Source organism: Kordia sp. SMS9 (assembly GCF_003352465.1).
Classification (GTDB): Bacteria; Bacteroidota; Bacteroidia; order Flavobacteriales; family Flavobacteriaceae; genus Kordia.
The window spans coordinates 2,162,320-2,185,223 of sequence record NZ_CP031153.1; the positions used below are offsets into that span (position 1 = coordinate 2,162,320).

The window sequence follows — 22,904 nt, forward strand, 5'->3', positions numbered from 1 at the left end:
CAAATTTGAGGACTACACTATTTTGTTTTTTAGCCATTTTACTCTGTTATACAGGTTTTTCCCAGACAAAAGTAAGCGGAGTAATTAAAGATTCATCAGGAGAACCTGTACCTTTTGCCAATGTGGTATTTAAAAATTCTATTGAAGGAACGATCAGTAATGAAAATGGTCGATTTTACCTTGAATCAGATAAAACATATAAAGTAGTCGTCTTTTCTTTTGTTGGATATGCCACGAAAGAAGTCACATTGACCAAAAAAGTCAATTATAAAATGGAAATCACCTTGGAAGAAGGTGAAAAACTCAAAGCTGTCGTCATTGTTTCGGGAAAACAACCCAAAAAGAACAATCCCGCAATTGACATTCTCCGTAAAATATGGAAGCGAAAACGTTTCAACGGTATTCGACAATTCAAACAATATGCATACGATAAGTATGAAAAAGTTGAGTTTGACTTGAATACAATTGACAGCGCCATGATGAAAAGCAGGCTGTTTCGTGGTATGGAATTCATCTTTAAAGAAATAGATACTTCCAGCATTACAGGGAAAACCTATTTGCCAATTTTTATCAACGAAGCGGTTTCAAAAGTGTATGGTGATAATGTTAGAAACAAAGAAAAAGAAGACCTAATCGGGAATAAAAACTCTGGTTTTAGTAGTAACGAAACCATTACTTCTTTTGTTAAAGATTTATACAACGATTATGATATTTACGATAATTACCTAAAGTTTTTTGACAAGAGTTTTACCAGTCCATTATCGCGTACAGGAATCAACACGTATAACTATGTCTTGGCAGATACGGCGTACATTGACAACAAATTGTGTTACAATATTATTTACTATCCGAGACGAAAAAATGAACTCACTTTTAAAGGTGATTTTTGGGTGAATGATTCCACATTTGCCATCAAAAAAATCAATTTGCAAGCTAGTAAAAGTGCCAATATCAACTGGGTAAAAGAAATATATATAGAACAGGAATTTGACGTGTTAAACGATTCTGTTTTCTTACTAAAACGCGATTATATGTTGTCTGATTTTGCGTTGAACAAAAAAGAAAAATCGAAAGGTGTCTACGGAAAACGAACCACTTTGTATGACAATTATGTATTTGATGAAGAAAAATCTTCTGATTTTTACAGCCAAGAGATCAATCCGTTTAATCAAGAAATTTACGAACGCAATGACGAGTTTTGGGCAGAAAACCGAATGGAAAAACTGAACAAAGACGAACAAGGTGTGTATAAAATGTTGGACACGCTCAAAACGGTGCCTAAGTTCAAACGTTTGTACAATTTGGCGTCTATTTTAGCGTCTGGTTATGTAGAATTTGACAAATATAATTTGGATTACGGACCTATTTTCTCCACGTTCGGATTCAACGATGTGGAAGGCATCAGACTTCGCGCAGGTGGACGAACGTATTTCGGACCAAACGACAAATGGCGTATTGAAGGTTATGGCGCGTATGGATTTGGTGACAATCGATTCAAATATGGAATCTCTGGAAAATGGTTACTCAGTCCTAAAAACAGATTGATTGTCTCCGCAGGAAATCGACGCGATGTGGAGCAAACAGGTGTAAGTCTAACCGTAAATGACAATGTCTTGGGAAGAAGTTTTGCATCGTCCGCATTATTTGCTTCTGGAAACAGCGATCGTTTAACAGACATCAATTTATCTACTTTGGCGGTGCAAATGGAACCTTGGAAAAATATTACCTTGCGTTTAGGAAGTTCCTACAAAACCATGCGATCTGCGTCGCCGACTACGTTTAGTTTGTCGTATCTCGATCCGCAAGCTCCGAATGGAATCAACGATCGTTTGGTGCAATCGGAAATTAATTTTTCAATAGATATGACACCCGGAAGAAAAACCATTCGTCATGGTGTGGAACGCAAAATTGTCAACGATGATTTTCCACGAATCTATCTTAATTTCAGTCGCGGTGTAGAAGGATTATTCAACAGTGATTTCAACTATTCTCGTGTACAATTATTTTACAGACAGCCTTTCCAAATTGGAGGTTTCGGACGAACATACACAACCTTTGAAGCTGGAAAAACATTTGGAACGGTTCCGTTAAGTTTATTAAATGTCGTGCCAGGAAATCAAGCATATTTCTCCATTCACAACACGTTTTCACAATTAAATTTTTATGAATTTGTGACAGATACGTACACTTCTTTGCACATAGAACACAATTTTAACGGACGTATTTTTTCGAGAATTCCGTTTTTACGAAAGTTGAATTTACGTGAAATAGTAGGAATTCGCGGAGTTTGGGGAAGCATTTCAGATGAAAACGTTGCCATGAACGTTCCTGCATTTGAAAGTTTGCCATTTAGAAACATCACGCCAGAGCGAATTGCACCCAACAATCAAATATACTGGGAATATTCACTCGGAATTGGAAACATCTTTAAAGTCTTTCGAATCGACTTCAACTTCCGAGGAAACTACAAAAATAATATTGACGCTCGCCAATTTGGTGTCACAGGCGCGTTTGGATTTCATTTCTAAGGGTAATTTCGCTGTAAAAATAGATTTTTCGTTCACAGAAATATGGGCAATTTAAAAGCGTACATCAAATAATACCGCTTCTTCATTGCTCAGTCAAAGTGTTTTACCTAAATTTGCAGCCCTTTTTAAAAAATGTTTGACAAATAAAATGGTTTTATGACAGCGAAAGAAAAAGTAACCTTCGATGCACTGATTGAAATTCCAAAAGGAAGTAGAAATAAATATGAGTACGATTTTGATCTAAAAAAAATACGTTTTGACAGAATGTTATTTTCTTCCATGATGTATCCTGGCGATTATGGTTTTATTCCAGAAACACTAGCTTTAGATGGCGACCCATTAGATGTATTAGTGTTAGGAACCGAGCCTACATTTCCAATGTGTGTTATGGAAATTAAACCAATTGGCGTATTCCACATGGCAGACGAAAAAGGACCCGATGAAAAAATTGTATGTGTGCCTGTAAGTGATCCAATTTGGAATAGTTATGAAGACATTCAAGATTTGAATCCACACCGAATCAAAGAAATAACACACTTTTTTCAAGTATACAAAGATTTAGAAAAGAAAAAAGTTGATGTTGGTGGCTGGGGAAATGCTGATGAAGCCTACGAAATTGTAGATAAATGCATTGAACGTTATGAAGCCAGCGAACACAAAAAAAACGGCGACTTTACGATATAAAAAAAATATTACAACATACAATCTTAAAAAAACCTTCTAAATCGATTTAGAAGGTTTTTTTTTCTGCTTGATTTTGTTACTTTTACGCCGCTAATTAACAAATCAAAAAAACAATATGGAATCACTGATGATTTACATGCCGATAGTTGCAGCAGCAATAGGCTTAATCTACATGCTCATAAAAAAGTCTTGGGTAATGAAGCAAGACGCAGGCGACGGGAAAATGAAAGAAATCTCGGATCACATCTACGAAGGCGCATTGGCGTTCTTAAATGCAGAATATCGCCTCTTAGCAATATTTGTAATTGTAGTAAGTGTAGCGCTTGCAGGAGTTTCGTTCATTGTGCCAACAACACATTGGATGATCGTCGTTGCATTTATTTTTGGAGCCGTATTTTCAGCATTTGCAGGAAATATTGGGATGAAAATTGCAACCAAAACAAACGTTCGTACTACACAAGCCGCACGAACCAGCTTGCCAAACGCTTTAAAAATATCATTTGGTGGCGGAACGGTTATGGGACTTGGAGTTGCTGGTTTAGCAGTTTTAGGACTCACAGCGTTCTTCCTAATCTTCTTCCACTACTTTATGGGAGGAGTTTGGTCTGATGAAATGGTAACTGTTAATGGAGAATTGTTAAACAAGTCAAATTTAGACATGACAATCGTACTAGAAACACTAGCGGGATTCTCGCTTGGAGCAGAATCTATTGCATTATTTGCACGTGTTGGTGGAGGAATCTACACCAAAGCAGCCGATGTAGGAGCCGATTTAGTAGGAAAAGTAGAAGCGGGAATTCCAGAAGATGATCCACGAAATCCTGCAACCATTGCAGATAATGTAGGAGACAATGTAGGTGATGTTGCTGGAATGGGAGCCGATTTATTTGGTTCGTATGTAGCAACCGTACTCGCAGCAATGGTATTAGGAAACTATATCATTAAAGATATGGGCGGAAGTATAACGGATGGTTTCGGAGGAATTGGGCCTATATTATTACCAATGGCAATTGCAGGAGCAGGAATCATCATCTCTGTAATTGGAACCATGTTAGTAAAAATAAAGAGCAACGAAGCCAAAGAAAAGCAAGTAATGGGCGCATTAAATGTTGGTAACTGGACATCAATTGTATTGGTAGCTATTGCTTGTTTTGGATTGTGTACTTATATGTTACCAGAAACCATGAAAATGGAGTTCTTTGGAGAAGGAAAAGTAGATATCACCGCAATTCGTGTATTTTACGCAACGTTAGTAGGCTTATTTGTGGGTGGAGTTATTTCATCCATCACAGAATACTACACAGGATTGGGTAAAAAACCAATCTTAGCCATCGTACAAAAATCAAGTACTGGTGCAGGAACAAATATCATCGCTGGTTTGGCAACAGGAATGATTTCTACCTTCTCATCTGTATTATTATTTGCTGCAGCTATATGGGCATCCTATGCATTTGCAGGATTCTACGGAGTAGCGATGGCAGCTTCAGCAATGATGGCAACTACAGCAATGCAGTTAGCAATTGATGCTTTCGGACCTATTGCAGATAACGCAGGAGGAATTGCAGAGATGAGCGAACAAGATCCAATCGTACGTGAGCGTACCGATATTTTAGATTCAGTAGGAAACACCACAGCAGCAACTGGAAAAGGATTTGCAATTGCTTCTGCGGCATTAACGTCGTTAGCATTGTTTGCAGCGTATGTAACCTTTACTGAAATTGACGGAATTAACATTTTTAAAGCTCCTGTACTAGCGATGCTATTTGTGGGTGGAATGGTGCCCGTGGTATTCTCTGCCTTAGCAATGAACGCCGTAGGAAAAGCAGCGATGGAAATGGTATACGAAGTACGTCGCCAGTTCAAAGAAATTCCTGGAATTATGGAAGGAACTGGAAAACCAGAATACGATAAATGTGTGGCAATTTCTACTAAGGCATCTTTAAAAGAAATGATGTTGCCAGGGTTATTAACCATCGGATTCCCATTAGCCATTGCTTTTGTTCCTTTAGCATTTGGAATGGAAAACAAAGCCATTGCAGAAATGTTAGGTGGATATATGGCAGGAGTTACTGTAAGTGGTGTACTTTGGGCAATCTTCCAAAACAACGCTGGAGGCGCTTGGGACAACGCTAAAAAATCATTTGAAGCAGGAGTAGAGATCAACGGAGAAATGACATACAAAGGCTCTGACGCGCACAAAGCGGCGGTAACTGGTGATACTGTTGGAGATCCTTTCAAAGATACGTCTGGACCATCAATGAACATTTTAATCAAATTAACGTGTTTAATCGGATTGGTAATTGCGCCAATATTAGGAGGACATCCTGATGAAACTGCCACTGCGGAAGAAGTAGATACAAATATCATTCAAGTCAATGCACAAGAAGCTACCGAAGCCGATGTAGCATTGAATATCATCACAATGAAAGAGGAAAATTTATAAAAAACCGACTTTTTATAATTTTTACAAAGCCGTCATCGAAAGATTACGGCTTTTTTTAGTGAAACTCAACTTTGAGAAGTCGAAGACGCACTCAAAGTTGTAAGTTGAACTAATCCCGCTGTATAGCGGGATCTCATCAAATTTTCCGCAGCGGTTTTTAATAGTTAGATTTTATAGTTTGAAACTCAACTTTGAGAAGTCGAAGACGCACTCAAAGTTGTAAGTTGAACTAATCCCGCTGTATAGCGGGATCTCATCAAATTTTTCACTGCGGTTTTAATAGTGATATTTCATAGTTTGAAACTCAACTTTGAGAAGTTAAAGACGCACTCAAAGTTGTAAGTTGAACTAATCCCGCTGTATAGCGGGATCTCAAATTGTTTTCCGTAGAGGTTTTTCTAATAATATGATTTATATTTGAAACTCAACTTTGAGAAGTTAAAGATGCATTCAAAGTTGCACATTCAAAAGAATAAAAAGATACGTATAACTCAAAAGTGATCGGTTTTTCTTGAAAAATTGAACTCATTTCGTTACAAAGCATCATTTAAAAACGATTCCAATAGTTTGAAAAACATCAAAATAAAACTTCAATACATATTTCTCCCTTTTTTGCTAGTTTCTATTGGAACAATTGTGAGTTATACTGCTTTTCGTTGGTTCTTTGATATCAAATTAGGAATCTTACCACTAAAAGAAAACTTACTAAACCTTTGGATTCCCATAACGGTTGCTGGGATTTTAGTATATGTTTTTCTTCGCAGAAAAGTCAAAATTCTAAATCTTCGCGGAAAAAGAGATGATGGACATTTTGTGTATGTATTTGTCATGGCATTTGCAACAGGAATTCCATTAATGATGAGTCAACAATATCTCGTAAAAAGCGCATACAAGCTACAAGAAGTATCTTCTATTGCAGAAATTCAAAACTTACAAAATGAAAAATACTTTACAATACCTGCATTTCAAGTAAATAAGTATGCAAGTTTGTCGCATGTAAATTCTAGAGTTTCTGGACGCAATAATGAAAACTTAAATTTTCACTTATACCTTTCTTGTCCTTTCAAGTTTGTAGATAATGTTTGGTATGGAGTTGAGTATTCTAGAAGCATTAAAAACAGCGGCACTGAACAAAAGAAAAATAGCGCATACAGGATCTTCATAAGATCTTCCGAAGAGAAATTTAATAAGTATAACTTCCAAGATGTTCGCTACTTTGAAAAACTAGGATATTCTGACGATAAGGACGGTTTTTTAAATGCAATTAAAGAGCAATATCCAGACAAAAATCTCAAAGAACAAATCATACTCATTCCTAAGAAAGAAGCTTTCAGCGAGCGACTTGGCAATACATTTCCATGGATTTTTGGTGCGTATGGTATTGGTGTTTTTGTCCTGTTGATCATGATTCTTATTCCTAAAATTGATGAAGAAGAATGGAAGCGTTTCCAGCAAAAAAAACCACTTCGTGATGATGACGTAAAAGATATTTTGAAATTTTTAAATCCAACTGGAGTGTATAAAGCAAGTGCTATTTTAATACTGTTAAATATAGGTGTGTTTTTAGTGATGGTTCTTTACGGACTCAATCTTATGTCGCCAACACCGCAAGAATTACTCGAAATTGGCGGAAATAGAAGAACAGAAGTCCTAAATGGTGAGTATTGGCGATTGTTCTCGGCGACATTCATTCACGGTGGCTTGTTACATTTAGGCATGAATATGGTTGGTCTTGCGTTTCTAGGAATGCTATTAGAACACTTTGTTGGAGCTGTAAAATTAATTGTAATCTATGTAACTTGTGGAATTCTAGCGAGCTTGGCAAGTATCTATTGGTATGAAAATACGGTCGGTGTCGGCGCTTCCGGAGCTATTTATGGATTAAACGGGTTGCTTTTAGCCTTTTTAGTATTCAAAGTATATCCAAAATACGAACGTTCGGCTGCGTGGATCGTATTAGGCCTTTTTGGTGGAATTGGTCTTTTGTTCGGAATTTTTTCTGGCGGAATTGACAATGCAGCACACTTTGGCGGACTTTTTAGTGGATTTGTAATTGGAGCCATTTTAGTGCTGTTGTATAAAAAACAATTCACAAAAAAGTAGCTTGATCATTGTACACAATACACATAAAAAGTAAATAAAAATGCTTCTTTCGATTGAAAATCAATCACTTTTTCTGCTGTCCAACCTGGAATGTCAAAATCGTGTGTAACAATTCTAGTGCCTTTGGGCAATTCGTTTTCTAACTTTCCCGAAAGTTTTCCCAAAGAGTTTCGCGTTAAATATAAAATCAATGCGTTTGCGTTAGAAAGATCAGCCCGTAAAAAATCTTTTTCTATAATTTCAATACGATCTGCCAATCCTGCATCTTCAATATTTTTTGTAGCAGCTTCCAACGCTTTAGGCAGAATTTCGTAACCAATGCATTGTATATCGGCAAGTTTGGTGGCAGCAATCAAATTTCTTGCATCGCCGCAACCTAAATCTACTAGCACGTCGCCATCTTGCAATGCTAACAATTTTAATTTTTCTTGAACAACTTCGTCAATCGTTTTTTCAAAAGGTTCGTCGAGTCGCGTTGGGAATGTTTTCAAATTAGCTACAGTTTTTAAGAGGAATAGAGTTGTTTTTGTAAATTTTCAAAAGTGTCTGATACATAAAATGCGCACAAACTTTTCAAGCGTATAATCAATTCTTGATGCACAAATTCATCCTGTTCATTGGTTTGCGAAAGAAAGTGTTGCACGCCATGTTCTGTAATAATAGAATGATACTCTTCATAAAATTTCGTGCCAACCAACAAACCTTTTACGGCAGCTTTCAAATCATCACAAAACAGCAGCGCGACTTTATCCGCGATGATTTCCATCAATCTTGAAGTAATCAACAAGTTTTCAGAAGTATTTGTTTGCGTAGTTTTTTTACTAAAAGGATTCAAATTAAACGTGTCACTCACGTCTTTAATTTCCTTTCCTTTTTCGGCAGCATTTGCCACTTGTTCTACGCGCTGTAAAATAGTTCCGTACTTTTCAATTGCTTTCGCATTTCCAAACAACGTTCCAATATTTCCGGCAAAAGGCAAGATAGTCAGCAGCATATTGATCAATGAAAATCCTTTATCTGCGGCGCCACGCCAAACATCGGTTGCGGTAATTTTTGAATGTTCAAAATACATATGTGCCAATTCGATAGTGATCAAAAATGTCAACGCATTGAGTTCTAAATAGCGAATGTTGTTTGGTGCTAAAAAGTCAATTCCAACAATTAAAAAGGAAGGTTTGCCTTCTACACCAATTACAGCATTTGCATAATTGCCACGACCAATATAACATTCAGGAACGTCCATTTGTAAAGCCGTACAAATTTCGGTCAAGCGTAGAAAAATCTTAGGATAATTGGCTGCATTCAAACGATCAGAAAAGGTAATCACAGCGTTGTAATCTGGCGGATTCAAATCGGCAATAAAATTGTTTAAAGAATCAAAAAAGCCTTTCGCATCTTTAAAACAACTGGGAACCACTTTGGGTAAAATTTCTTTTTTTTGGAGGTTTTGAAAGGAACTTTTTGGAAGTTCTGTCGCAATATTAAATGTTTTTGTGTGTAAAATTTCTTTGATGGTTTCCGCTTTCGGTTGATACTTCTCATGATCGTACAACGCTTCAATTCTGGAAGCAACCAACGGTTGTAATTCCGCAAGTTGGTGAACCGTTTTGGAAACATCTGCATTCAGTTTTTCTTGAATCTCCAAAATAGCTTCTAAAATTGTAACTTTTAACTGTCGTCCGCCTTCACCATTAAAAATATTGGTCGTTTTTTTGGGTAATAAATCTGTGATACTATCATCTGGAAGTGACTCGTAAATCGTTCTATACACCGAAATCGCTTCTGAAAATTGTGCTGCATTGTGTAAATGTTGTGCGTAATTCAAATTGAATTCGAAAATACTTTCTGCTTTCTTTTCTTTTTCTAAAAAAAGTTGTGAAATATGTTCGTGAAAAGCAATCGTATGTTTGGCGGTTTCTGGTTTTTGAAATGGTTGTAAGATGCGCAATATTTTCTGTTGCTCTGCAAATGCCAATTGCCAATCTGTGACAATTTGAACCAAATCTTGTCCAAAAGTTGCGTGTTTCGGAATGTGATTTGTGAAAATTTCCAACCAATTTTCTTCTTGTTCGGCGGAGATTTTGCCACGCTTAAGCTGTAAAATTAACTCCGATTTTAGTGTGTTGCATAACGAATCTACAGCAGTGTTATCTAAATTATATACCTTGGAAGCTAACAACAAATGCGCTTCTTTTTTGGTGTATTTCCTTGCGAGAAGATCGCCAAAAGTTGTCAAACGATTTTTGAGAGCGATTATCACGGGTAGCATTTCCAAATACACGGCATCGTTCATAAATTCGGTATAAAACGACAAATTTCCCACTGTAATCAAATCTTTACCCGTACGTTCTTGAATGGTGAAATTTTCTGGGGAAATTTTCACGATAACAAAATCACTTTCTGAATGTTTTCCTAGTAAAAAAGTACGCGTTGAGGTCAACACAAAATGCCAAATTGTATGTTTTGGAGCTGTTTCAACAGTTTTAAAAACGACTTCGCTCACGCCCAAAATACTCAAAACATATTCGTTAGTTTCCAGTTGATGAAATATGAAATTCTGCGTTTCCAAATCTGCGGAAGCGACAAAAGGAAGTTGCTCCTCATTTTTTAGCACATACAAATGATCGTTTTGTAACGTCAATAGAAAATTTTGCAAGTGCGTAAAAAAAGCTTGTTTTTTCAAATTAAAATCAACAGCTTTTTTAGTTTCCTGATACGAAGTTAGCTCAATTTCTATAGATTCTGCAACGACGCGTACAACTGTTTTATTCTGTAAAAACTGCAAGCGCGTTGCTGTAATAAGCTCTTTTTTTGAATCATTTTTGATGTCAATATCAACGGTAAATCCGTTTCGTATCTTTTTGAAAATCAGCTTGTTTTGTGCATTTTTTTTATAGAAAGAACGTAACTCGTTTTGTAACTTTAGTAGTGAAAAATGAGAAGTTACATACAGTTTCGCACTGGCGTTTTTTGGTGTGTTAGTGAATCCTTTAAAAAAGTGAAGCATTGGTAAAGTGACTGATTTTAGAGAAAAATACGCAATTTTAGGGAAAACAAGTGTTTTTTCGTGTAATTACGTAGAAATAGTATGGTAAACTAAAATGTGTTTGTAAGATAAAATTGTAGATTGTTGAAGAATATTAATCATAAATTATATCAACATGAAAAAAAAGAAATTAAACACCAAATTGACCTTAGGGAAAAATCGAGTTTCTAATCTAGAAAGCATTAGCGGAGGTTATGTAACTGCGCCTGTTTTATGCGGGACAGGAGATTGTGGCACAGGAGATTGCGGCACGTGGAATTGTCCAACAAACAATTGTCCAACGGATTATAATTGTTTGACAAACAATCATCCATTGAGTGATCCAATTCACTGTAGAGGTTGTGCAGTAGAAACGGGTTGGTGTTAAAATCAAGCAAAAAAGGAGGCTGTCTTAAAAGTTTTAAAAGCCGTCATTCTGGACTTTTACACTGAGCTTATTGAAGTGTGATCCATACTCTCATAAAGCTGATTTTCAACAGTTATGAGAAACCGAATCAAGCCTGTCCTAAGCGACAGTCGAAAGGTTTGGTTTGACGAAATTTCGACTTTCAAGACAGCCGCTTTGTATTTTATAAAAAATTGTTTCTAAAACAATCCGTGGATTTCTGCGTCGATTCTATTAATGACATTTCCTAAATCTTCAGGATTGTCTACAAAATCCAAATTATCGACATCAATTACGAGTAATTTTCCTTTATTGTATTTGGAGATCCAAGCTTCATACCGTTCGTTCAATCGGCTTAAATAATCAATACTGATTGAGTTTTCATAATCGCGTCCACGCTTGTGAATTTGCGCAACCAACGTAGAAATATCGGCACGTAAATAAATTAGTAAATCGGGCGCATCTACCAATTTTTGCATCAATTCAAACAACGATTGGTAATTTTCATAATCACGATTTGTCATCAATCCCATGGCATGTAAATTCGGAGCAAAAATATGTGCATCTTCATAAATTGTACGATCTTGAATGACTTTTCTTCCACTTTCACGAATTTGTAAAACTTGTCGAAAACGACTGTTTAAAAAGTAAATTTGGAGATTAAAACTCCATCGTTCCATCTGCGTGTAAAAATCATCCAAATACGGATTGTCAACGACATCTTCAAAATGTGCTTCCCAGTTGTAATGTTTTGCTAATAATTTTGTTAAGGTTGTTTTTCCTGCGCCAATGTTTCCTGCAATTGCAACATGCATGTGATTCTGTGATTAGGTGTTCGCTTTACAATCGGACTAGCGGATTTTATAGTCGATTCTAAAAAATATTCGTTTCTTTATTCTTTTGTTGGTTTCTTGAGTTGAAATCGGTACAATACAATTCCGTCGTAAATATACAAGATATCATCGTGAAGCGAAAACTGTTTGATGGCAATTCCGTCAGATGGTATATTTATAAGATAAACTTCGTCATCTTTGCTGTAATGTAGTTGTTGGTCTTTTAAGAAAATAATTTCCTCATTCGTCATGTCAAAATCGGTCGCGCCTTCTAGTGGTTTTTCCGAAAGCAAACTTCCGTAGATATTATACAGATACAGTTTTGTCTCTGTCAATACGCGGCAAAAATTGTAATTGCTTTTTAGGGTGACGAATTTTTCGGGAATTGGTAAATTTTGAACTGGCGTTTTTTGCTGAACGTAGTTGTATACTTCCAATTGTTGTGTATTCGTATCAAAAATCCAAAGATTCCGATCGTTTGCAGTGGTTGCTGCGGCTAGATTTTTAAAATCTTCAATAATATTAAAATCGGTTCGTTTAATTTCGTTTAGTGTATTATCTAACACAATTACGGTATTAAAATCTTCGTAAAAGAGTGTAATTTTCAGCGGATTCAGAATGTCCACCGAGGTAATTTTCCCCATTTGAAAATTGTTGTATTGCCATTCTTTTCCGTCGAGGCGTTTCATCAAAATATTATTCTGAATAACGTACAACGCGCCAAAATTATCCATCGCTACAAAACGGTCAACTGCCAAGCTATCTTGTTGTAGCAAGGTTGCCGTGATGGTTTTCTGTCCGAACGTACACATGGAACAACAAAGGAATAAAGAAAGAAGCAGCGATTTCATGGTTGACAAAGTACAAAAAATGAACCGTTTTTAATGTAGCAGTGTATCAATTTTTTAATGTAGCAATATTGTTGTGATTTTCATTTGAAGATTTGGAAATGTTTTCATTAAAAATTGAGTTACCAAGCAGACTTCGATACAAAATTCTTTCAGAATTTCACTCAATCTGACGTTTAGTGTTTCAAGTTCATTTTCGACTTCAATTTCAAGTCGTCACTTCGAGTGATTTTTCGTAATGTTTACATTGAGCGTAGTCGAAATGCAGCAAATTTGTATCGAGAAGTACTTTGAAATCATAAAGTGGATTCCTGTCTGCATTTCGACTACGCTCAATGTGACATGTAGGAATGACAAATCTAAAATCTCACTACTAAAATCTCAATACTCACTACTATAATTTAGCAAATCAACTTATACCCAAAACCGCGCACATTCACAATTTGAATTTCAGGATCGTTTTTGAGTTTCTTACGAAGTTTGGTAATAAAAACATCCATACTTCTGGCGTTGAAAAAGTCGTCATCGCCCCAAAGTTTGTTCAAAATAAACGTTCGATCCAACACTGCATTTCGCTTTTCGGATAAGTGAAAAAGCAATTCAGATTCTCTGTGTGTCAGTTGTGTGGCAGTTTTTTTCCAACGTAATTGTTGTTGGGTATGATTGAAAATGTAGCTTCCAATCGGAATTTGTGTATGATCTTGTTTTAGGTGAATTCGGTCTAACAAGGCATGAATCCGCACAATCAATTCTTCCATGCTAAACGGTTTCTTCAAATAGTCGTTTCCGCCATGTTGAAAACCTTCTACCACATCTTTTACTTGCGATTTTGCGGTTAGAAAAATAATCGGAATCGTTGCATTTTCTTGTCGAATTTCTTGTGCCAATGTAAAGCCATCTTTTTTCGGCATCATCACATCCAACACTAAAATTTCAGGTTGCACTTCGTGATAGGTTTTCAAGGCTATTTCGCCATTTTCACATAAAAACACTTCAAAATTGCGCGATTCCAGACTTTCTTTCACAATTTGTCCCAAGGCAGATTCGTCTTCTGCTAATAATAATTTGATGGTGTCTTTCTTCATTTTAGCAGCGTAATTTTAAAAATAGTATGCTTCGTATTTGGCACAAGTTGAACAGTTCCGTGGTGTTTTTCAACAATCTTTTTCGTGTAATACAGTCCAATTCCAAAACCTTTTACATCATGTGTATTTCCTTTCGGGATTCGGTAAAACTTGTCAAAAATCTTTTCGCGTTGCTGTTTGTCAATCGGAGTTCCATTGTCGGAAACCGTAATTTCTATTGTTTCCAGCACTTTCGTCACATTCACCTCAATTGCATCGCCACCATATTTCTGTGCATTATCAATCAAATTATTGATAGCATTTTCAAAATGAAACGGATCAATTTCTGTATACAATTCATCTACATTACTTTGAAATGTAAGTGTCTTTTCCGTTGTGAGTGTGCGCTGTTTATCGGTGATATTTTGGATAAAATCAACAATGTGTATACTTTCTTTTTTCAAGAACAACTTTTCGCTGTCGAGCGTGGCAGTTTCCAGTAATTTCTCGACCATCAAGTGCAACTTTTTCAATTGCTTGTCGGAAATGGACAAATACTTTTGTGTTTTCTCAGGGTCTTTAATGGCATCAAAATGTTGAATCGCTTCTAATGCTGTAGAAATCGTAGTAATGGGTGTTTTAAACTCGTGTGTAATATTGCTGATCAAATCGTTTTTTATCTCTGCGAGTTGCTTCTGGCGGCGAATTACACGCAATAAATACAGCAACGAACTGATAATTGCCAAAGAGAGAAAGGTAGATATAAATATGCCGAACATGCTCTTTTTCAATACAGGAATTTGAATATTTGTATACTGCATTGCTAATTTTTCGTCCGCTTTTCGGTAGACAGATTTTGCATAGGTTTTTAATGCTTTCGCGGGAAGTGTCTTATCGCCAATTTCATCGATCACTTTATCATTCACGGATAATTGCAAATGATAGGGAATGGCAATTTGCTTTCGGTCTAATTCTATATCAAGAAAATCTTTTAGCTTCTCAAAATTTAAAGAATCTTCGGAAATAGAAATGTATAAAGAGGCTACTTCGTTGAACATGCGAACACTATCTTTATATTGCTGAAGGTTGTTCGCGAATTTTGAAAACTTTGTTCTAATCGAAGATTCTGCTGAAATAAGTAAAGAATCCATCGTTTCTTTAGCGTTAGGAGTCAGTTCCTTTAGGTTTGTTTCAATAATAATGGTATCAGACTCTCTGTAATTATCATGACCAAACATACGTAAAATGGAATCTGTATCCATATTTCTAAGCTTGTCAAATGATGGCAAATTGCCCAAATTAGAAGCGTCCATAGAAACAAACATTACTCTATCTTTCTTTGCGATATCTGCATAATAGGCTTCTACCGCATTGTCCAAACTAATTTGCACTTGGTTGATAAATTGTTGCTTATTGGTTTGATAATTCTTGTAATTCCAATACACTTGCACAGCAATCGTAATGGCGATTGTGGCAATAATTCCGTATAAAATCCAAGAAGAGCGTTGTGGCTTCATAATTTTTTAATTCCTTTCAAAAGTAAGAAGTTATTGGTTGTAAACTAGTATTGGTTAACACTCGTTAACGTTCATTAACCAAAATCGAAAAGAAAGTCTTTCATATTTGTAGCATCAAAAAACTAAAAAACACAAACAAATTATGAGAAACAATACAAAAATAGTCATTGCATTTGTCTTCATGTTACTCAATGCGATGTTGTATGCGCAGGAATTTCAAGGAGTTGCTACGTATAAAACGAGTATGAAAATGGATTTAAAAATGGACAGTATTACCACTGCACAAGGCATCAATAAAGAAATGCAAGAAAAATTGAACGCTATGCTGCAAAAGCAGTTTCAAAAAGAATACACATTAACGTTTACACCGTATGAATCTGTGTACAAACAAGAAGAAAAACTAGCAGCACCAACGCCACAAAGCAGTGGTTTTCAAGTAATGGTCTTGGGCGATGGCGCATCCGCAGTTTTATACAAAAACACCAAGGAAAAGCGGTATGCGAATGAACAAGAGGTTTTAGGAAAAAAATTCTTAGTACAAGATGTATTGGAAGATAAAGGTTGGAAACTGGAAAACGAAACCAAATTCATCGGGCAATATACATGCTATAAGGCAACACGCACCATGGAAATGGAAAAAATGACGTCTATGTCTGTCAATTCCGATGATGACGAACCAGAAATGACAACAGAAAAAGTAACGGTCACAGCTTGGTATACGCCAGAAGTTCCTGTAAATACTGGGCCAGATATGTTTTGGGGATTGCCAGGATTAATTTTAGAAGTGAACGATGGAACGCGTACGATGGTATGCAGCAAAATCGTATTAAACCCTAAAAATAAAATAACCATTAAAGAGCCGACAAAAGGGAAAAAAGTAGCTGCTGAAACGTTCAAAGAAATTATGGACAAAAAATCAAAAGAAATGATTGAGCGTACCCGCGGAAACAGGCGAGGTGATGGTAACGAAATTAGAATCCAAATAGGTGGATAATTCTACAATTATGAAAACGAATTTATATTCTTTTGTGGTTTGTGTGCTAGGTTTTGTATTGGCGATACAAGCGCAAGTAACAACGATTCCTTTTGTGAATGACGAATTGATGTATATCAAAGTCAAAGTCAACAATCATCCAGAACTTTTAAATTTTGTATTTGATACCGGCGCTTCCACAGTAGTTTTGGATGAGAAAATAGCAAAGAAAATTGGTGTAAAAGCAGATTATCAACAACCAACGGAAGGTGCTGGAGGCAGTGAAATGTACAATATTGCATTGGCTCAAAAATTTCAAGTAGGAACAATTACACTAGGAGATGCGCACACTGTTTTGGTCGATTTAGAACGCTTAACGAAAAGAGGAAATCTTCCAATAGATGGTATCATTGGATACAATATCATGCGTGAATATGTAACGCATATTGATTACGATCAGCAAATAATTCAGTTATATAAAAATATAGATGAAATTGAAGGAAAAGAAGCATATACTGCTTTAGAAACGACTTTTGATTACAGTCAAATTCCGCAACTGAATCTTGAATTTACACTGGAAAATCATCAAAAATTTAAAGGGAATTTTCTGTTTGATTCAGGTGCGAACATCACTTTTTTACTCAACACACCTTTTGTAAAAGAAAAAAACATAGAACGTTTGCTCAAAAAAACCATTGAAAATAAAGCAGAAGGGTTAACGACTTCTACAAATTTTAAAATTGGAAAAATTGCAAGTGCGAAGTTGGGCGATTTTGCCTTTGGAGAAATGCCTATAGATTTGTCAAATAGTAAAGCGGGTGTCATGTCTTCAAGCAATTTCACAGGAATTTTAGGTGTCAAAATCATCAGCAGATTCAACCTTATTTTAGATTATGCCAATGAAAAAATGTACCTAAAGCCAAACAAAACGTACCACAATGCTTTTGAGTTTCCTCGAAGCGGAATTTCATTAACCAAAGAAGCAGATGCCATCAAAATATCCAATGTAATTACAGCGGCTGAAGCCTATCAAAAAGGAATCCGTGAAGGTGATCAATTGTTGGAAATTAATGATGTTATTGCGGACGATGTTCGTAAATGCAGAGCACTTTTAAAACAAAAAAACACCAATGTAAAACTCAAAATAAAAGATAAAACAGGTTCCATAAAAACGGTCACAATTTTATTGAAAAGGCTTATTTAATATTTTTTAAGAAAAGTTTAACAAAAGTCAATTAAACTATGGTTAAAAAAATAGGTCATAATGAAGTTAAAAAGTGTAACTTTTTAAGCTATTATATACTAACATAGCATTTACAATAAAAATATTAAAGACTGAACAGATGAAACAACTAATACTTTGGAGCTTAGTTTTATGCACAACGAACATATTTGCTCAAAATTTTCAAGGAAAAGCTTACTATCAATCCAAAACAACGATGGATATGGACAGTTGGGGCAGAGGCGGAAGAGAAATGTCCGCAGAGCAAAAAAAGCGTGTTGAAACGATGATGAAAGATTATCTAGAAAAAGTATACATTCTAGATTTTACGCAAACAACAGCTACGTATAAAGAAGAAGAAAAAGTTGAGACGCAAGGACGAGGTGGCGGATTTGGTAAAATGATGATGGGAAGCTTTATGCCAGGGAAACAATACAAAGATGTGCGCAAAGGCGTGATGCTAGAATCGAAAGAATTTTTTGGAAAAAGATTTCTCATCAAAGACAGCTTGCCAAAGTTAGAATGGCAAATGGAAGGTGAAACCAAAAAAATAGGAAAATACCTTTGCTTTAAAGCGACAGCATTGAAAAAAGTAGACGAACTCGATTTCAACTCCATGCGTCCAAAGAAGCAAAAAGACGACAAAGATAAAACTGCCGAAGAAAAGAAACAAGATTCTATCAAAGCTGCCAACGATCCATTCAGTCAAGTAGATATTCCGAAAGAAATCTTAGTAACAGCTTGGTATACGCTTGATATTCCTATCAATCAAGGGCCTGGAGAATACTGGGGATTACCCGGATTAATCTTAGAAATAAGTGCTTACAAAACTACAATTCTATGTTCTAAAATCGTTATGAATCCTGGCGAAAAAGAACTGATTGAAGAGCCAACCAAAGGGGAAGTTGTAACTCGTAAAGAGTATAACGAAATTGTAAAAAACAAAATGCAAGAAATGCGGGGCATGTATCGCGGTCGCGGTCGTGGCAACCGTCGTGGCGGTAGAGGATAAAATTCTCTAGCGGGCACTACTAATCAGAAGAAAATACACCAATGAAAAATATATTGTTTATTATGCTATGTTTCATAGCACAGGCAACTAGTGCCCAAATTCAACTAGAAGGAACTGTCAAAGATTCACTCGGAAAGCCCTTAGAATTGGCAAATGTCATTGCACTGAACAAAGCAACAAATGCACTAGAATCATACGGAATCACTAATAATGAAGGTAAGTTTCGACTCAAATTGAAGCAAAATTCAAACTACACCATTAAAGTCAGTTTTATCGGTTTGGCAACGATCAACGATTCGTTACAAACAAAAGAAGCTGACCTTCAAAAAGATTTTGTCATGAAAAAAGACGAAAGTCTAGCTGCGGTAGAACTCACCTATGAAATGCCTGTGACCATCAAAGGTGACACAATTATCTACAATGCGGATTCGTTTAAAAATGGTTCCGAACGAAAACTTGGCGATGTATTGAAAAAACTGCCCGGCATGGAAGTGAGCGATGAAGGCGAAATAGAAGTGGAAGGTAAAACGGTGACGAAAGTGATGGTAGAAGGGAAAGATTTTTTTGATGGCGATAGCAAACTTGCCACGAAAAATATTCCTGCGGATGCAGTTGATAAAGTAGAAGTACTAAAAAATAGCAACGAAGTCTCACAATTAAAAGGACTTGGAAACGATCAAGATAATGTGATGATTAATATCAAGCTCAAAGAAGGAAAGAAAAACTTTTGGTTTGGCGAAATTACAGGCGGAATCGGTCCAGAAGAACGCTATGTTGCCAATCCGCGCTTATTTTATTACAGTCCAAAATACAGCGTCAACATCATTACAGATTTTAATAATATCGGCTCCATTCCGTTTACACGACGCGATTATTTTAATTTCACGGGCGGATTCAGAAGTGCTGGCAGAAACACAGGAACCAACTTTAATGTAGCTTCTAGCGATATCGGATTTTTAACCTTGCGGGATAATCGTGCGAAAGATATCAATTCTAAATTCGGCGCAGCAAACTTTAGTTATTCACCCAAAAAAACATGGGATATTAGCGGTTTTGCCATTTATTCAGGTTCTCGAACAGAACTAGAAGAAAATAGCTTGAACGATTATATTGATGAAAATACACCTGATGAAACCACGACGACGACGACACGCCAAAAAAGTGACTTAGGATTGTTAAAATTAAGTTCAGTCTATAAGCCAAATACAAACAATCAGCTAGATTATGATTTCTTTGCAAAAATATCGCAACAAACAGAAACAGAAGATTATTTTTCGTCCTTGTTGGGTGATATTGATGAACGTCAATCGCAAAATCCGTATAGTTTCAATCAGAACTTAAACTATTATTACACACTAAACAACAATCATATTTTTGCGTTGGAAGCGCAGCATTTGTACCAAGATGAAGACCCTTTTTACAACGCACGTTTGGCACAAAGTGAACAATTCCGTTTCACAGATCTATTAGGCTTAAACACGTCGCAAACATTTTTAGACATTGCGCAAGACAAACGTGTAAAAACCAACAAACTCGATGCGCGATTGGACTATTGGTACGTGTTGAACCAGAAAAGTAATATCAACATTACGGTAGGAACAACGCTGAGCACACAGCAATTTGATTCAGAAATATTTCAATTGTTAGACAGTGGAAGTAAGTTGTTATTAAACAATCCGCAAGAAGCGATTCGGAATGATGTAACCTATAATTTTACGGATACATTTTTAGGATTGCATTACAAGATAAAATCTGGAAAATTCACCTTTACGCCAGGAATCACAGCACATGCGTACAGTTTGAAAAATACGCAATTCGGTTCAGAATTTACGGATACTTTCACACGTTTTCTGCCTGATGCAAATATTTTAGTGCAATTTAAAGATTCGGAAACCTTGAATTTTACCTATCAAATGCAAACCGATTTTACGGATGTAAATAATTTAGCGGAAGGTTTAGTGTTTAACAATTTCAATGCTATTTTTCGAGGAAATCGTACACTTGAAAATGCCTTGTCACACAATTTGAATTTGAGTTACTTTAGCTTCAATCTGTTTAATTATACAAACATTTTTGCCTTTGTAAACTATAACAAACGGATAGATCCGATCCGAAATCGTTCACAATTTTTGGTCATTCCAGGAGAAAACACCGGCGATCCTGACATTTTGAGTACGAATACCGTTTCCACGCCTTTCAATTCAAACTTTGCCGATGAAACTTTTACTGCCAATGGTCGCTTTGAACGTACGTTTGGAAAAATAAAAGCATCGGTTGGTGGAACGTTGTCTTTGTCAAAATTTAATCAAGAAATAAATGGGCAAAGAGCGGTAAACGAATCGTTTACGCAAGCCTATCAAACACGCATCAGCACCAATTTTAGAGATGCGCCAAATGTGGAAGTTGGGTATAACTTATCGATCAATACCTACGATCAAGGACAAAATTCAAACCGATTCATCACCAACAGTCCGTTTGTCAATGTAGATGCGTATTTCTTAAAAAGTTTCATCTTTACAGCAGATTATTCGTATTTCAATTACAGCAACGAAGAGCGTACCATCAACAGTTACAGTTTCCTAAAAGCAGAACTATCATACCGAAAAAAAGACAATCCTTGGGAATATTCGCTAAGCGGAACCAACTTATTAAACACAAAATCGTTGAATCAAGATAATTCGAATAACTTTTTAACCAGTACCAGCGAATATTTTATTCAGCCACGTTATGTGATTTTAAGTGTAAAATATAATTTATAAGTAGCTATATTTCATAAAAAGACTGTTTAAGAAATTTGTAAGCGTCATGCTGAGCTTGCCTCAGAATCCATCACAATCATTGTTTGTGTTATGGGAAACCGAACTTGATTCGGTTTGACGGAAAACGACTTTTAAACAGTCTTTCTACAATAAAATTTCTATCATTACTTCGTAATAATTTGCTCTACATACACATATGGTCCGTCAGGCGCACTTTGTGCAATACGGGCGCAATACCAACCTTCTCCATAAATTAATCCAGAATTCCATGGACTGTTTTTAGCATCTGCCCAGGTCCATGCTTTTGCATTGGAATCCGGATTGTGCGGATAACCTTTTTCATAGACTTCAATTTTGTCTTTTTGTGCTCTAAACGGTGAGTTTGTGTTCCATTCTAGCCATAATTTTCCTTGTCTTTCAAAGGTTTTTAAAGACCATTCAAAAGATTTGCTTACTGTTTGCTCATTTGCTAAATCATCATTTTTTGCCATGATATAAAGTTTTTTTGATTATATAATGCCTACTCTGTTAGGTTTTCGGCCTCGCCTTTTTAACTATTTTGATGATTCAAAGTTGAAAAGAAAGCTGTAACAATAACAGACCGTAAGTACTGAAAATAGCACTCCGTAATTTCCCGTGATTTCCCGTGGTTTATACGTGTTTATACCATAGAAAGTATAATTCGAATCGTTTTTTAGCTAGTTTTATAACACTTTTTAATAGAAGAAATTAATAATCACATAAACTCACACATCATGGAACAACAAAATGCAGTATTTACAGATTTTTCAGAAGCTATTGAAAGATGGGCGTATGAAGATATGTTGCAATTAGCACATCATTTTCATCGCTTAAACAAAAAAAAGGCACAATATGAGCGTACAAGTAATTTTGTGATGAATAAAGAAAACGATGTGCCAACATTTGATAGCATTAGAGCATCCATGAAACGATTGCGCATCTATATGGCGCTTGATGCGAATGATAAAGAAAAATTTACTTTTTTCCCAATTTTAGAAGTGCAGACCGATGACGGTAAAACGCATTATTTTAAACTTTATGCTGTGGAAGGCGTACGCTCCAGTTTTCAACCACTCGAAGTTGTACCAAAATTATTTAAAGACATTATTGCTAAAAATTGGGATGTGATCGACTTGAATTTGATCGACGATTTATTTGTAGCAACTAAAAAAAATGAACATAATTTTGACGAAGTTGTACGTGTCAAATATTATGAAGTAAAAAAAGAAATGATTACAAATGTTATTCAAGAATTGCCAAAAATTAAAGGAATCACCTTATATTCTGGAATTGATATGAATAAGTTTTCAGACAAAACTCAAATTTCATTTACGCCTGTGTTAGGATTTCAATTTGATGAACCCGAGGATACAGACGATTATAGTTTTGGACTTAAAAGTATTATGGAATTTACCAAAGGAGAAGTATTTTTAGAATACTCCAGACCATGTCCACCAACTTGTTAA

17 protein-coding genes are annotated in these 22,904 nt (G+C 35.9%); 10 read left to right on the top strand and 7 right to left on the bottom strand.

Annotated elements, in window-relative coordinates:
* Positions 1-5 precede the first annotated feature (5 nt).
* The 4 genes from KORDIASMS9_RS09410 (at position 6) to KORDIASMS9_RS09425 (ending at position 7,758) form a co-directional block, all read left to right on the top strand.
* Positions 6-2,528 (top strand): DUF5686 and carboxypeptidase-like regulatory domain-containing protein, encoded by a 2,523-nt coding sequence (locus tag KORDIASMS9_RS09410; RefSeq protein WP_114902603.1) that lies wholly within the window; start codon positions 6-8, stop codon positions 2,526-2,528.
* Positions 2,529-2,684: 156 nt separating this feature from the next.
* Positions 2,685-3,212, top strand: a complete 528-nt coding sequence (locus tag KORDIASMS9_RS09415; protein WP_114902604.1) for an inorganic diphosphatase — start codon at positions 2,685-2,687, stop codon at positions 3,210-3,212.
* A gap of 115 nt (positions 3,213-3,327) precedes the next feature.
* Positions 3,328-5,655, top strand: coding sequence for a sodium-translocating pyrophosphatase (locus KORDIASMS9_RS09420; RefSeq protein ID WP_114902605.1), 2,328 nt, complete (start codon positions 3,328-3,330; stop codon positions 5,653-5,655).
* A 567-nt stretch (positions 5,656-6,222) separates the two neighbouring features.
* Positions 6,223-7,758, top strand: coding sequence for a rhomboid family intramembrane serine protease (locus KORDIASMS9_RS09425; RefSeq protein WP_162819858.1), 1,536 nt, complete (start codon positions 6,223-6,225; stop codon positions 7,756-7,758).
* Between the two features lie 5 nt (positions 7,759-7,763).
* Here the strand turns inward: KORDIASMS9_RS09425 and KORDIASMS9_RS09430 are convergent, their stop codons facing one another.
* Both KORDIASMS9_RS09430 and KORDIASMS9_RS09435 read right to left on the bottom strand, forming a co-directional pair.
* On the bottom strand, positions 7,764-8,249 hold the full coding sequence (locus KORDIASMS9_RS09430; RefSeq protein WP_114902607.1) for a cyclopropane-fatty-acyl-phospholipid synthase family protein: 486 nt from the start codon (positions 8,247-8,249) through the stop codon (positions 7,764-7,766).
* A 14-nt stretch (positions 8,250-8,263) separates the two neighbouring features.
* Entirely contained in the window at positions 8,264-10,765 is a 2,502-nt protein-coding gene (locus KORDIASMS9_RS09435) for a hypothetical protein (protein ID WP_114902608.1), read from the bottom strand.
* 154 nt (positions 10,766-10,919) lie between these two features.
* Here KORDIASMS9_RS09435 and KORDIASMS9_RS09440 point away from each other — a divergent pair, with 154 nt between their 5' ends.
* Positions 10,920-11,171 (top strand): hypothetical protein, encoded by a 252-nt coding sequence (locus tag KORDIASMS9_RS09440; protein ID WP_114902609.1) that lies wholly within the window; start codon positions 10,920-10,922, stop codon positions 11,169-11,171.
* A 218-nt stretch (positions 11,172-11,389) separates the two neighbouring features.
* Here KORDIASMS9_RS09440 and KORDIASMS9_RS09445 read toward each other — a convergent pair whose 3' ends face one another.
* The 4 genes from KORDIASMS9_RS09445 to KORDIASMS9_RS09460 form a co-directional block, all read right to left on the bottom strand.
* Positions 11,390-12,004, bottom strand: coding sequence for a deoxynucleoside kinase (locus KORDIASMS9_RS09445; protein ID WP_114902610.1), 615 nt, complete (start codon positions 12,002-12,004; stop codon positions 11,390-11,392).
* A 77-nt stretch (positions 12,005-12,081) separates the two neighbouring features.
* Positions 12,082-12,834 carry a hypothetical protein gene (locus KORDIASMS9_RS09450; RefSeq protein ID WP_114902611.1) on the bottom strand — a complete coding sequence of 251 codons (753 nt, stop codon included), beginning with the start codon at positions 12,832-12,834 and terminating at the stop codon, positions 12,082-12,084.
* Positions 12,835-13,271: 437 nt separating this feature from the next.
* Complete coding sequence (locus KORDIASMS9_RS09455) at positions 13,272-13,955, bottom strand: response regulator transcription factor (protein ID WP_114902612.1); 684 nt, start codon at positions 13,953-13,955, stop codon at positions 13,272-13,274.
* Positions 13,952-15,451 (bottom strand): sensor histidine kinase KdpD, encoded by a 1,500-nt coding sequence (locus KORDIASMS9_RS09460; RefSeq protein ID WP_114902613.1) that lies wholly within the window; start codon positions 15,449-15,451, stop codon positions 13,952-13,954. The genes KORDIASMS9_RS09455 and KORDIASMS9_RS09460 overlap by 4 nt, the downstream gene beginning before the upstream one ends.
* Positions 15,452-15,593: 142 nt before the next feature.
* Between KORDIASMS9_RS09460 and KORDIASMS9_RS09465 the strand changes: the two genes are divergently transcribed.
* From KORDIASMS9_RS09465 to KORDIASMS9_RS09480, 4 genes are all read left to right on the top strand, one after another.
* Positions 15,594-16,445, top strand: coding sequence for a GLPGLI family protein (locus tag KORDIASMS9_RS09465; RefSeq protein WP_114902614.1), 852 nt, complete (start codon positions 15,594-15,596; stop codon positions 16,443-16,445).
* Between the two features lie 10 nt (positions 16,446-16,455).
* On the top strand, positions 16,456-17,628 hold the full coding sequence (locus tag KORDIASMS9_RS09470; protein WP_114902615.1) for an aspartyl protease family protein: 1,173 nt from the start codon (positions 16,456-16,458) through the stop codon (positions 17,626-17,628).
* Positions 17,629-17,767: 139 nt separating this feature from the next.
* Positions 17,768-18,658, top strand: a complete 891-nt coding sequence (locus KORDIASMS9_RS09475; protein ID WP_114902616.1) for a GLPGLI family protein — start codon at positions 17,768-17,770, stop codon at positions 18,656-18,658.
* 41 nt (positions 18,659-18,699) lie between these two features.
* Positions 18,700-21,417 carry a carboxypeptidase-like regulatory domain-containing protein gene (locus KORDIASMS9_RS09480; RefSeq protein ID WP_114902617.1) on the top strand — a complete coding sequence of 906 codons (2,718 nt, stop codon included), beginning with the start codon at positions 18,700-18,702 and terminating at the stop codon, positions 21,415-21,417.
* Between the two features lie 164 nt (positions 21,418-21,581).
* Here KORDIASMS9_RS09480 and KORDIASMS9_RS09485 read toward each other — a convergent pair whose 3' ends face one another.
* Complete coding sequence (locus KORDIASMS9_RS09485; protein WP_114902618.1) at positions 21,582-21,908, bottom strand: hypothetical protein; 327 nt, start codon at positions 21,906-21,908, stop codon at positions 21,582-21,584.
* A gap of 264 nt (positions 21,909-22,172) precedes the next feature.
* On the opposite strand from KORDIASMS9_RS09485, the gene KORDIASMS9_RS09490 reads away from it, so the two are divergent.
* Positions 22,173-22,904 carry a hypothetical protein gene (locus KORDIASMS9_RS09490; protein WP_114902619.1) on the top strand — a complete coding sequence of 244 codons (732 nt, stop codon included), beginning with the start codon at positions 22,173-22,175 and terminating at the stop codon, positions 22,902-22,904.